This is a genomic window from Burkholderia sp. SIMBA_062, assembly GCF_046534765.1.
GTDB lineage: Bacteria > Pseudomonadota > Gammaproteobacteria > Burkholderiales > Burkholderiaceae > Burkholderia > Burkholderia ambifaria.
In genome coordinates, this window is the sequence record NZ_JAWRYD010000009.1 from 55,182 (window position 1) to 67,326 (window position 12,145).

Sequence of the window (12,145 nt, forward strand, 5' to 3'; positions counted from 1 at the left end):
GGAGTATAGCAAAGGCGTTTGTTCGCCGCGCCGCGCCTTCGGACTCGTCCGAGGTCGCTTGCCCCCCGCCACCACCCGCGCCCGCATTGCCGTGGCCCCGACGAACGAGGACGCTTTGCCCGTGATTTCCCCGCTCGAAATGACCCTGCTGCTGCTGCTGGCCTCGGTGGTGGGCGTCGTCGTCTTTCGCTCGTTGAACCTGCCGCCGATGCTCGGCTACCTGACCGTCGGCATCCTGGTCGGCCCGCACGCATTCGGCATCGCCGCGGACCTCGAGCGGGCCGAGCACCTCGCGGAATTCGGCGTGGTATTCCTGATGTTCTCGATCGGCCTCGAATTCTCGCTCGCGAAGCTGAGGGCGATGCAGCGGCTCGTGTTCGGGCTCGGGCTGCTGCAGGTGGTCGTGACGCTCGTGCTCGCGGTCGCGCTCGGCGCGCTGTTCGAGCGCTGGGTGCACATCACGTGGCAGGGCAGCGTCGCGCTCGGCGGCGCACTCGCGATGTCGTCGACGGCGATCGTGTCGAAGATGCTCGCCGAGCGGCTGGAGATCGAGACCGAGCACGGCCGCAACATCTTCGGCGTGCTGCTGTTCCAGGATCTCGCGGTGGTGCCGCTGCTGATCGTAATCGCCGCGTTCGGCGCGGAGTCGTCGAAGGATCTCGCGATCACGCTCGGCTTCGCGGCGGTCAAGATCGTGATCGCGCTCGCGCTGCTGCTCGTCATCGGTCAGCGCTTCATGACGCGCTGGCTCAACGTGGTCGCGCGGCGCCGCTCGCAGGAACTGTTCGTGCTGAACCTGCTGCTCATCACGCTCGGCGCCGCGTTCATCACCGACCGCTTCGGGCTGTCGCTCGCGCTCGGCGCGTTCATCGCGGGGATGCTGATCTCCGAGACGCCGTTCCGTCATCAGGTGGAAGAGGACATCAAGCCGTTTCGCGACGTGCTGCTCGGGCTGTTCTTCGTGACGACCGGGATGCTGCTCGATCCGCGCGTGATCTGGGAGCACCCGTTGCTCGTGCTCGGCTTCTTCGTCGGGCAGATCCTGTTCAAGGGGACGATGATCGCGGGGCTCGCGCGCCTCTTCGGCGCGACGCCGGGCGTCGCGATGCGCACCGGCATCGGGCTCGCGCAGGCCGGCGAATTCGGCTTCGTGCTGCTCAACCTGATCCTCGACCGGCATCTCGTCGATTCGACGCTGCTGCAGGCGATTCTCGCGTCGATGCTGCTATCGATGCTCGCCGCGCCGTTCCTGATCCAGAACGCCGACCGGATCGTGATGCGGCTGTCGTCGACGGAATGGATGCAGCAGTCGCTGCAGATGACGCGCATTGCGACGCAAAGCCTCAAGCAGCGCGGCCACGTGATCATCTGCGGCTACGGCCGCGCGGGCCAGAACCTGGCGCGCATGCTCGAGCAGGAAGGCATTTCGTACGTCGCGCTGGACCTCGATCCCGATCGCGTGAGCGCGGCCGCGACGGCCGGCGAATCGGTCGTGTTCGGCGACGCGGCGCGTCGCGAGTCGCTGCTCGCGGCCGGTATCCATCGCGCGGCGGCCGTCGCGATCACGTACGCGAACACGCCGTCCGCGCTGCGCGTGCTGCACCACGTGCACGAGCTGGAGCCGACGCTGCCGGCGATCGTGCGCACGGTCGACGACGCCGATCTCGAGAAGCTGCTCGCGGCCGGCGCGACCGAGGTGATTCCGGAAATCGTCGAGGGCAGCCTGATGCTCGCGTCGCACACGCTGGTGCTGGTCGGCGTGCCGATGCGCAAGGTCGTGCGGCGCGTCGAGGAGATGCGCGACGAGCGCTACCGGCTGCTGCGCGGCTATTTCCACGGCGCGGACGACGCGGACGACGACGATCACGAGCAGGTGCGGCTACAATCGGTGCCGGTCGACGTGCGTGCGGACGCGGTCGGGCGCTCGCTGGAGGAGCTCGGGCTGTATGCGCTCGGGCTGGAAGTCACGGCGATCCGCCGGCACGGGATTCGCGGCGTCGAACCCGACCCGCTCACCAAGCTGCGCGCGAGCGACATCGTCGTGCTGCGCGGGCTGCCCGAGGCGCTCGCGCTCGCGGAGGAGCGGCTGTCGCGCCATCGGCGCGAGCCGCCGGCCGCGGCCGCCTGAGTCGCGATTTGGTCGACCCGACCCGTATTGATTCGAAACGGTGCCGATCTTCGCGCACCGTTTTTTTCGGAGAGTTTCATGCCGCATTCGTCGTCGGGCGCACCGCTCGATCCGGTCGCCTTCATCCACAGCCAGATCCGCACCGTGCCCGACTGGCCGCAGCCGGGCGTCATGTTCCGCGACATTACGACGCTGCTGCAGAGCCCGAAGGCGCTGCGCATCCTCGTCGATCTGTTCGTCGAACGCTATGTCGATGCGAAGCTCGACTACGTCGCGGGGCTCGACGCGCGCGGCTTCATCATCGCGCCGATCGTCGCGTACGAGCTGAGTGTCGGCTTCGTGCCGATCCGCAAGGTCGGCAAGCTGCCGTACAAGACGCGCTCGGAATCCTACGACCTCGAATACGGCAGCGCGACGGTCGAGATCCACGAGGACGCGTGCCGCCCCGGCGACCGCGTGATCATCATGGACGACCTGATCGCGACCGGCGGCACGATGATGGCGGGGCGCAACCTGCTGCAGCGGCTCGGCGCGGTCGTCGTCGAGGGCGCGGCGATCATCGACCTGCCCGATCTCGGCGGCTCGACGCTGCTGCGCAACGCGGGGCTGCCCGTCTATACCGTCACCGAATTCCCCGGCCACTGAACGCCGGCCCACCCCGCGAGGTCACGATGCCCAACTTCATGCTGTTTCTCGCCACGTCGATCGCGATCACGTTCGCGCCCGGTCCCGACAATCTGCAGGTGCTCGCACGCGGCATCTCGCAAGGCCGCGCGGCCGGCTTCGTCGCGGCGCTCGGCTTCACGGCCGGGATCCTGTTCCATACGACGCTCGCGGCGCTCGGCGTCGCGGCCGTGCTGCGCTCGTCGCCGGTCGCGTTCCAGGCGCTGAAGCTCGCGGGTGCCGCGTACCTCGTGTGGATCGGCATCAAGGCGCTGCGCAGCCAGGGCCTCGCGAATGCGCATGCGCGTCCGCCTCAGCCGCTGCGTGCGATCTTCCGGCAGAGCGTGATCGGCAACCTGATGAACCCGAAGGTCACGCTGTTCTTCGTCGTGTTCCTGCCGCAGTTCGTCGATCCGCACGGCGCGCAGGGCGTGACGCTGCAGATGTTCGAGCTCGGCGCGCTGTTCATGCTGCAGACGGCCGCGATCTTCTCGCTGTTCGGCGTCGGCGCGGGCGCGATCGGCGCATGGCTGAAGCGCCGTCCGAAGGCCGGCGTGTGGCTCGACCGGATCGCCGGCGCGACCTTCATCGCGATCGGCATCCGCGTGGCGCTGAAGGACTGAACCCGATGACGTTTCCGTGCATCGCGGCCGCGCGCCGCTTCGATCCGCTTGCGCACCTGCGTTTCGAGATCGCGGGCGAGCAGGTCGGCTGGGTGCGTCGCCGGGACGTCGCGAAGCTCGCCCGCTGGCCCGACGTGTTCGAGTTGACCGACGAGCGCGTCGTGCTGTCGGCGCGCTATGACACGGTCGATGCGCGCAGCATGGCGCTCGCGAGCGCGATCGGCGCGCTGGCGGCCGAAGGCGCGATTCCCGGCTGGCGCGACGAGATCTATGCGATCCGCAACCGCTTCGACGATCCGCCGCTCGCGTATATCGAGCGCGCCGCGTCGCGTTTTTTCGGCACGCAGACTTATGCGGTGCACCTGAACGGCATCGTAGAATATGCGGCTGCGCCGGGTTCGCCCGCCGCGCCGCAGATGTGGCTCGGCCGCCGCAGCGCGACCAAGGCCACCGACCCCGGCATGCTCGACAACGTCGTCGCGGGCGGCATCGGCTGGGGCTTGAGCGTTCACGAGACGCTCACGAAGGAATGCTGGGAAGAGGCCGGCATGCCGGCCGAACTGGCGGCGCGCGCGATCGCGGGCCGGGCGGTGCAGGTGCTGTGCTCGCTGCCCGAAGGCACGCAGTCCGAACTGATCTTCGTGTACGACCTGCCGCTGCCGCGCGATTTCGCGCCGCACAACCAGGACGGCGAAGTGGCCGAGCACCTGCTGGCCGGTGTGCCCGAGGTGATCGGCTGGTTGCGCGAAGGCCGCGCGACGATGGATGCGAGCCTCGCGATGCTTGACACGCTGCTGCGCCACCGCTGGCTCGCGGCGGCCGACGCGGCGGGCATCGACGCGCTGTTTGCGCCGGGCGCGTAACGCGCCGAACGGCCTATTTGACGAATACCGAAACGAAGGGAGTAGCGGTCATGTCGACCGATCACAGCTTTATCTTGAAACTGTCGTGCCCCGACCGGCACGGCATCGTTCACGCGGTCTCGGGCTTCCTGTTCGAGCGCAGCAACAACATTCTCGACTCGGCGCAGTTCGGCGACAGCCGCACCGGCGAGTTCTTCATGCGCGTGCATTTCGAGCAGGACGCCGACGGCGCGGATGCCGCGTCGGCGCTCGACACGCTTCGCCACGAATTCGCACCGCTCGCCGAGCAGTTCGCGATGCGCTGGGAGCTGCACGACGCGGCCGTGAAGCCGCGTGTCGTGATCATGGTGTCGAAGATCGGCCACTGCCTGAACGACCTGCTGTTCCGCTACCGCACCGGCCAGCTGCCGATCGAGATCCCGGCGATCGTGTCGAACCACAAGGAGTTCTACCAGCTCGCCGCGAGCTACAACATCCCGTTTCATCACTTTCCGCTCGTGGGCGGGTCGTCCGATGCGGCGAAGGCCGCGCAGGAAGCGCGCGTGCTGGAAGTGATCGACGAGCACCGGGCCGATCTCGTCGTGCTCGCGCGCTACATGCAGATCCTGTCGCCGAACATGTGCCAGCAGCTCGCCGGCCGCGCGATCAACATCCATCATTCGTTCCTGCCGAGCTTCAAGGGCGCGAAGCCGTATTACCAGGCGTTCGACCGCGGCGTGAAGCTGATCGGCGCGACTGCGCACTACGTGACGACCGACCTCGACGAAGGCCCGATCATCGAGCAGGAAGTCGAGCGCGTCGACCACAGCATGACGCCCGACCAGCTCACCGCGATCGGCCGCGACGTCGAGTGCGTGACGCTCGCGCGTGCGGTGAAGTGGCATGTCGAGCACCGGATCGTGCTGAACGGGACGAAGACCGTCGTGTTCCGCTGATCGGCGGTTCGCGTCGGCCGTCGGCCGGCCCGCCAGTAACAATGCCGCGCCTGGATGGGGCGCGGCGTTTTTTTATCGCGTGATGCGCGGCGCGTCAGATCAGCCGCAGCATGTACAGCTCGCGCTTCAGGTACGCATAGAAGATCGGCGCGGCGATCACGCCCGGCAGCCCGAACGCGGCTTCCATGATCAGCATCGCGAGCAGCAGCTCCCACGCGCGCGACTCGATCTGGCCGCCGATGATCTTCGCGTTCAGGAAATATTCGAGCTTGTGGATCACGACGAGGAACGCGAGCGAGGCGATCGCGGTGCCCATGCTGACCGACAGCGACACCGCGACGATCAGCGTGTTCGAGATCAGGTTGCCGATCACCGGCAGCAGCCCGACGATGAACGTGACGAGCACGAGTGTTTTGGACAACGGCAGCCGCTGGTGGAAGATCGGCAGCGCGACGAGCAGGTAGATGCCGGTGAAGGCTGCGTTGATCGCCGAGATCTTGATCTGCGCGAACACGATCCGGCGGAACGATTCGGCGAAGCGCGACACGCGCGTGACGAGTGCGGTCGACAGCGGCCGGCGCACCTTGCCGTGCTCGACGCCGATCGCGATCATCGCGCCGATGATCATCCCGAACAGCACATGGCCGAAGCCGCGCGCGACGCTCTTGCCGCCTTGCTGGAGCTGATCCATGTGCGAGTGCATCAGCAGCGCCGCCTTGGTTTTCATCTGTTCGACGTCGACGGGCAGCAGGTTCGCGATCCAGGCCGGCGTGCGGGCGCGCGTCTGCTCGACGATCTGCATCAACTGGCCGAGCAGGCTCTGCAGGTTCGGTACCGTATGCTCGAAGTGATCGATGATGCCGATCGTCAGGCCCGTGAGGCCGCCGACGATCGCGATCGACAGCAGCACGACGGCGACCCAGCGCGCGCGCATGCTCGTCGTGTGGCGTTCGATCACCGGCGCGATCGCGTGGATCAGCTGATAGACCAGCATGCCGGCCAGCAGCCCGCCCAGCAGCCTGAGTTCGATGACGAGCACCATCGCGACGAGGGCGAACAGATAGCTGCCGATCTCGATCGCCGACAGCTTCGGCAGGCTGAAGTCGCTCGTCAGCCGCACGCTGCGCAGGTGGGGCTCGCGGCTCTGCGCGTCGCGCGACTCTTGTTGCTTCTCCATCGTGGATTCCTGTCGTTCGTGTGTCGCACCGCGCGGTGGGCGGCAGGACGGTGCTCGCCCGGCGTCGCACCGGATTGGTGCGGATAGCGAACCTTACGACCGTAAAGTATAGCTGCCATTATGGTCCGTCACGGGACAGTTTGGCTCGTGGTGTAAACGCAGAAGGGAAAACCGCACAAGGGAAAACGAGGAGACCGGCGCCGCGGCGGGCGCCGGCAGGCGCGCGGCCGGGGCGCCCGCGCGCGGGGACGGAACCGTTCAGCCGGCCGCCGCCTTGCGGGGCGAACGCTTGAGCAGCGGCGCGAGGTACTTGCCGGTGAAGCTCGCCTTGGTCTTCGCGACCTCCTCGGGCGTGCCCTGCGCGATGATCTGGCCGCCGCCGGCACCGCCTTCGGGGCCGAGGTCGATCACCCAGTCGGCCGTCTTGATCACGTCGAGATTGTGCTCGATGATCACGACCGTGTTGCCCTGGTCGCGCAACCGGTGAATCACCTCGAGCAGCAGCGCGATGTCGTGGAAGTGCAGGCCGGTGGTCGGCTCGTCGAGGATGTACAGCGTGCGGCCCGTGTCGCGCTTCGACAGCTCCAGCGACAGCTTCACGCGCTGCGCCTCGCCGCCCGACAGCGTCGTGGCCGACTGGCCGAGGCGGATGTAGCCGAGGCCGACGTCGAGCAGCGTCTTCAGCTTGCGGGCGATCACCGGCACCGCGCTGAAGAATTCGTACGCCTGTTCGACCGTCATGTCGAGCACTTCGCTGATGTTCTTGCCCTTGTAATGCACGTCGAGCGTTTCGCGGTTGTAGCGCTTGCCGTGGCACACGTCGCACGGCACGTAGACGTCCGGCAGGAAGTGCATCTCGACCTTCAGCACGCCGTCGCCCTGGCACGACTCGCAGCGGCCGCCCTTCACGTTGAACGAGAAGCGGCCCGGATCGTAGCCGCGCTCCTTCGCGGTCGGCACGCCCGAGAACAGCTCGCGGATCGGGGTGAACAGGCCCGTGTAGGTGGCCGGGTTCGAGCGCGGCGTGCGGCCGATCGGCGACTGGTCGACGTTGATCACCTTGTCGAAGTGCTCGAGACCCTCGATTGCCTCGTGGGGCGCCGGCTCGGCCGACGAGCCGTACAGGTGGCGCGCGACCGCGTGATACAGCGTGTCGTTGATCAGCGTCGACTTGCCGGAGCCCGACACGCCGGTGATGCAGGTCAGCAGGCCGACCGGCAACTCGAGGTCGACGTGCTTCAGGTTGTTGCCGTGCGCGTCGACGATACGCAGCATCCGCTCGGGATCGGGCGCGATCCGCTCGTCCGGATACTCGATCGTGCGCTTGCCGACCAGATACTGGCCTGTGAGCGACTGCGGGTTCGACTGCACCTGCTTCGGCGTGCCTTCGGCGACGACCACGCCGCCGTGCTCGCCCGCGCCGGGGCCCATGTCGACGACGTAGTCGGCCGTGCGGATCATGTCCTCGTCGTGCTCGACGACGATCACCGAGTTGCCGAGGTCGCGCAGGTGCTTGAGCGTCGCGATCAGGCGGTCGTTGTCGCGCTGGTGCAGGCCGATCGACGGCTCGTCGAGCACGTACATCACGCCGGTCAGGCCCGAGCCGATCTGCGACGCGAGCCGGATCCGCTGCGCCTCGCCGCCGGACAGCGTCTCGGCGCTGCGCTCGAGCGACAGGTAGTCGAGGCCGACGTTGTTCAGGAAGGTCAGGCGCGCGACGATTTCCTGGATCACCTTGTCGGCGATCTCGCGTTTCGCGCCGTCGAGCGACAGGCCGGCGAAATAGCCGAGCGCGTCGCGCAGCGGCCAGCCGCTGATTTCATAGATGCCGCGCGCGTAGTCGCCCGCGCCGACCCGCACGTGGCGCGCCTCGCGGCGCAGCCGCGTGCCTTCGCACGACGGGCACGGCTGGTTGTTCTGGTACTTCGCGAGTTCTTCGCGCACCGCGACCGAATCGGTCTCGCGGTAGCGGCGCTCGAGGTTCGGGATGATCCCTTCGAACACGTGCTCGCGGATCGTCGTGCGGCCGCGCTCGTTGATGTACGAGAACGGGATCGTCTGCTTGCCCGAACCGAACAGCAGCACCTTGCGGATCTTTTCGGGCAGATCCTCGAACGCGGCGTCGATGTCGAATTCGTAGAACGCCGCGAGGCTCTGCAGCATCTGGAAGTAGAACTGGTTGCGGCGGTCCCAGCCCTTCACGGCGCCCGCGGCGAGCGACAGCGACGGGTGCGCGACGACCCGCTTCGGGTCGAAGAACGTGATCTGGCCGAGGCCGTCGCATTCGGGGCACGCACCCATCGGGTTGTTGAACGAGAACAGGCGCGGCTCGAGCTCCTGCAGCGAGTACGAGCAGATCGGGCACGCGAACTTCGAGCTGAACAGGTGTTCGTGGTCGGTATCCATCTCGAGCGCGATCGCGCGGCCGTCGGCGAGGCGCAGCGCGGTCTCGAACGATTCCGCGAGGCGCTGCTTCATGTCCGGGCGCACCTTCAGGCGGTCGACGACGACGTCGATCGTGTGCTTGTCGTTCTTCTTGAGCTTCGGCAGCGACTCGACCTCGTAGATCTTCGCGACGCCTTCGTTCGCGGTGCCGCCGCCCGAGCGCACGCGAAAGCGCACGAAGCCCTGCGCCTGCATGTCCTCGAACAGCTCGGCGTGCTCGCCCTTGCGGTTCGCGACGACGGGCGCGAGGATCATCAGCTTGGTTTCCTCGGGCAGCGCGAGCGCCGCGTCGACCATCTGCGACACGCTCTGCGCCTCGAGCGGGATGTCGTGGTCGGGGCAGTACGGCGTGCCGACACGTGCGAACAAAAGTCGCAGGTAGTCGTGGATCTCGGTGACCGTGCCGACGGTCGAACGCGGGTTGTGGGACGTCGCCTTCTGCTCGATCGAGATCGCGGGCGACAGGCCCTCGATCAGGTCGACATCGGGTTTCTCCATCAACTGCAGGAACTGGCGGGCGTATGCGGACAGGCTTTCGACGTAGCGGCGCTGGCCCTCTGCATAAAGGGTGTCGAACGCGAGCGACGACTTGCCCGACCCGGACAACCCGGTAATCACGATCAGCTTGTGGCGCGGCAGGTCGAGATTGACGTTTTTCAGGTTGTGGGTGCGTGCCCCACGGATACGGATCTGTTCCATGAACCTGGCGAAAATGGAGGGAACCAAACCTGCTACTATAACGGCTTTTCGAGGCCGTCGTTGGGGCTCCCCAGCCTTTGCAGCAACTGGCAGCAAGGCGGTGCCCACGCCGGGGAAGCGGCCGCGCCGCACGGCTTCGGGCGGCCCGCGGGCTGCCCGTCGGACGTCCCGGAAAGCGCCTGCCAGCCTGCCGGGCCGGTGGCCCTGATCTTCCGCCGCCCGCCGCCGGGCGGACATTCCGATCATTCGAAATTCATTCCCGATGTCCAATCCGTCCGCCACGTCTTCCCGCATGAGTGCGCCCGAACTGCGCGCGACCACGTCGCTCGCGGCGATCTTCGCGCTGCGCATGCTCGGCCTGTTCATGATCATGCCGGTGTTCTCGGTCTACGCGAAAACCATCCCGGGCGGCGACAACGTGCTGCTCGTGGGCATCGCGCTCGGGGCCTACGGCGTCACGCAGTCGCTGTTCTACATCTTCTACGGGTGGGCGTCCGACAAGTTCGGCCGCAAGCCGGTGATCGCCGCGGGCCTCGTGATCTTCGCGCTCGGCAGCTTCGTCGCCGCGTTCGCGCACGACATCACGTGGATCATCGTCGGTCGCGTGATCCAGGGGATGGGCGCCGTGTCGTCCGCGGTGCTCGCGTTCATCGCCGACCTGACCTCCGAGCAGAACCGCACGAAGGCGATGGCGATGGTCGGCGGCTCGATCGGCGTGTCGTTCGCGGTCGCGATCGTCGGCGCGCCGATCGTGTTCCACTGGGTCGGGATGAGCGGGCTGTTCGCGATCGTCGGCGTGCTGTCGATCCTCGCGATCGGCGTCGTCGTGTGGATCGTTCCCGACGCGGCGAAGCCCGTGCACGTGCCGGCGCCGTTCGCCGAGGTGCTGCACAACGGCGAACTGCTGCGCCTGAACTTCGGCGTGCTCGTGCTGCACGCGACGCAGACGGCGCTGTTTCTCGTCGTGCCGCGCCTGCTGGTCGACGGCGGGCTGCCGGTCGCCGCGCACTGGAAGATCTACCTGCCGGTGATGGGGCTCGCGTTCGTGATGATGGTCCCGGCGATCATCGTCGCGGAAAAACGGGGCAAGATGAAGCCGGTCCTGCTCGGCGGGATCCTCGCTATCCTGATCGGCCAATTGTTGCTGGGCAGCGCACCGCATACCATTCTGATTGTGGCGGCGATCCTGTTCGTGTACTTCCTGGGCTTCAACATCCTGGAAGCATCGCAGCCGTCGCTCGTGTCGAAGCTCGCGCCCGGTTCGCGCAAGGGCGCGGCCACCGGCGTCTACAACACCACGCAATCGATCGGGCTCGCGCTCGGGGGCATTGTGGGCGGCTGGCTGCTGAAGCACGGCGGCGCGAACACCGTCTTCTATGCGTGTTCTGGGCTCGTGGCGGCGTGGCTTATAATCGCGGCCAGCATGAAAGCGCCGCCGCGCAAGGCCTGAACCTACTTTTCGGACACGCACGGGCGGCGCTCGCCGGCTTGTCCGGCGGGCCGCTCCGACGACTTTCGCGAGCGGCCCGGCATCGAATTTACTGGAGAAACACATGGCATCCGTCAACAAGGTCATCCTCGTCGGCAATCTCGGCGCCGATCCTGAAGTCCGTTACCTGCCGAGCGGCGACGCGGTTGCGAACATCCGTCTCGCGACGACCGATCGCTACAAGGACAAGGCAAGCGGCGATTTCAAGGAAATGACCGAGTGGCACCGCGTCGCCTTCTTCGGCCGTCTGGCGGAAATCGTCAGCGAATACCTGAAGAAGGGTTCGTCGGTCTATATCGAGGGCCGTATCCGCACGCGCAAGTGGCAAGGCCAGGACGGCCAGGATCGCTACTCGACCGAAATCGTCGCCGACCAGATGCAGATGCTGGGTGGCCGCGGCGGCTCGGCCGGCGGCGGTGGCGGCAGTGACGAAGGCGGTTACGGCGGCGGCTACGGTGGTGGCGGCGGCGGCGGTCGCGGCGGCGAGCAGATGGAGCGCGGCGGTGGCGGCGGTGGCGGTCGTGCCAGCGGCGCACCGCGCGGCGGCGCAGGTGGCGCAGGCGGCGGCCAGAGCCGTCCGAGCGCGCCGGCAGGCGGCGGCTTCGACGAGATGGACGACGATATTCCGTTCTGATGTCTCGTAACCGAAATCTGTAAAGATCAACCCGCCTTTCGGCGGGTTTTTTTTAGTCGTTTTCAGCCCTGGCGGATCAAATCCGATTCGATTTCAGGGGCGGATTTTCCTTTCCTTTGGGATCGTGCGCCCCGAATGGCCGGCGCCAGGCAGCGCTTTCGCACCCATGGCCTCCCACTCCCGCAGGCCGATCCGCTGACGGCCCCCAGACACGGTCCGCATTCCTTCATTGTTTCCGCATGTCCGATCGACGCCGGGCGGACCTTGTCACGTCGATATCGTTAGGATACCAACTGATTTGGCGGTGGGGAGCCGTCATGTCAATCATGGAGCCAGGCAGCGGGAGGCGATAAAAAACTTGATGGATACGTAGTTTTTTTCGTGGTTTATTAGGAATTTATCGAAAATGTTGCGATTTTTGAATAATAAATCGTACTTGTATTATTTACCTCAATACGGCTGGAACCTACGATTCGGTAGCGAATGCAA

The 12,145-nt window shown here is 66.6% G+C and carries 9 protein-coding genes; 7 read left to right on the plus strand and 2 right to left on the minus strand.

Translation table 11 applies throughout. The features are described 5' to 3' along the window. Positions 1–121: 121 nt before the first annotated feature. From SB786_RS11760 to purU, 5 genes are all read left to right on the plus strand, one after another. The gene (locus tag SB786_RS11760) at positions 122–2,128 is read left to right on the plus strand and encodes a cation:proton antiporter (RefSeq protein WP_410727603.1); all 2,007 of its coding nucleotides are present in this window, start codon (positions 122–124) and stop codon (positions 2,126–2,128) included. Between the two features lie 78 nt (positions 2,129–2,206). Continuing rightward, entirely contained in the window at positions 2,207–2,773 is a 567-nt protein-coding gene (locus SB786_RS11765; RefSeq protein ID WP_166723795.1) for an adenine phosphoribosyltransferase, read from the plus strand. A gap of 26 nt (positions 2,774–2,799) precedes the next feature. Then, the gene (locus SB786_RS11770; RefSeq protein WP_006759035.1) at positions 2,800–3,414 is read left to right on the plus strand and encodes a LysE family translocator; all 615 of its coding nucleotides are present in this window, start codon (positions 2,800–2,802) and stop codon (positions 3,412–3,414) included. Positions 3,415–3,419: 5 nt separating this feature from the next. Further along, entirely contained in the window at positions 3,420–4,277 is an 858-nt protein-coding gene (locus SB786_RS11775) for an NUDIX hydrolase (protein ID WP_410727604.1), read from the plus strand. A gap of 50 nt (positions 4,278–4,327) precedes the next feature. Then, on the plus strand, positions 4,328–5,212 hold the full coding sequence (gene purU, locus SB786_RS11780) for a formyltetrahydrofolate deformylase (RefSeq protein ID WP_410727605.1): 885 nt from the start codon (positions 4,328–4,330) through the stop codon (positions 5,210–5,212). 94 nt (positions 5,213–5,306) lie between these two features. Here purU and SB786_RS11785 read toward each other — a convergent pair whose 3' ends face one another. After that, entirely contained in the window at positions 5,307–6,389 is a 1,083-nt protein-coding gene (locus tag SB786_RS11785) for an AI-2E family transporter (RefSeq protein WP_410727606.1), read from the minus strand. Between the two features lie 258 nt (positions 6,390–6,647). After that, positions 6,648–9,533, minus strand: coding sequence for an excinuclease ABC subunit UvrA (gene uvrA, locus SB786_RS11790; RefSeq protein ID WP_410727607.1), 2,886 nt, complete (start codon positions 9,531–9,533; stop codon positions 6,648–6,650). Between the two features lie 262 nt (positions 9,534–9,795). On the opposite strand from uvrA, the gene SB786_RS11795 reads away from it, so the two are divergent. Further along, positions 9,796–10,983 carry an MFS transporter gene (locus tag SB786_RS11795; RefSeq protein ID WP_410727608.1) on the plus strand — a complete coding sequence of 396 codons (1,188 nt, stop codon included), beginning with the start codon at positions 9,796–9,798 and terminating at the stop codon, positions 10,981–10,983. Between the two features lie 103 nt (positions 10,984–11,086). Continuing rightward, positions 11,087–11,656, plus strand: coding sequence for a single-stranded DNA-binding protein (locus SB786_RS11800; RefSeq protein ID WP_410727609.1), 570 nt, complete (start codon positions 11,087–11,089; stop codon positions 11,654–11,656). Positions 11,657–12,145: the final 489 nt, after the last annotated feature.

Coding starts and splice junctions, on each gene's coding strand:
- purU (WP_410727605.1), top strand. CDS start 4,328: ATGTCGACCGATCACAGCTTTATCTTGAAACTGTCGTGCCCCGACCGG.
- SB786_RS11795 (WP_410727608.1), top strand. CDS start 9,796: ATGTCCAATCCGTCCGCCACGTCTTCCCGCATGAGTGCGCCCGAACTG.
- SB786_RS11775 (WP_410727604.1), top strand. CDS start 3,420: ATGACGTTTCCGTGCATCGCGGCCGCGCGCCGCTTCGATCCGCTTGCG.
- SB786_RS11800 (WP_410727609.1), top strand. CDS start 11,087: ATGGCATCCGTCAACAAGGTCATCCTCGTCGGCAATCTCGGCGCCGAT.
- SB786_RS11765 (WP_166723795.1), top strand. CDS start 2,207: ATGCCGCATTCGTCGTCGGGCGCACCGCTCGATCCGGTCGCCTTCATC.
- uvrA (WP_410727607.1), bottom strand. CDS start 9,533: ATGGAACAGATCCGTATCCGTGGGGCACGCACCCACAACCTGAAAAAC.
- SB786_RS11770 (WP_006759035.1), top strand. CDS start 2,800: ATGCCCAACTTCATGCTGTTTCTCGCCACGTCGATCGCGATCACGTTC.
- SB786_RS11785 (WP_410727606.1), bottom strand. CDS start 6,389: ATGGAGAAGCAACAAGAGTCGCGCGACGCGCAGAGCCGCGAGCCCCAC.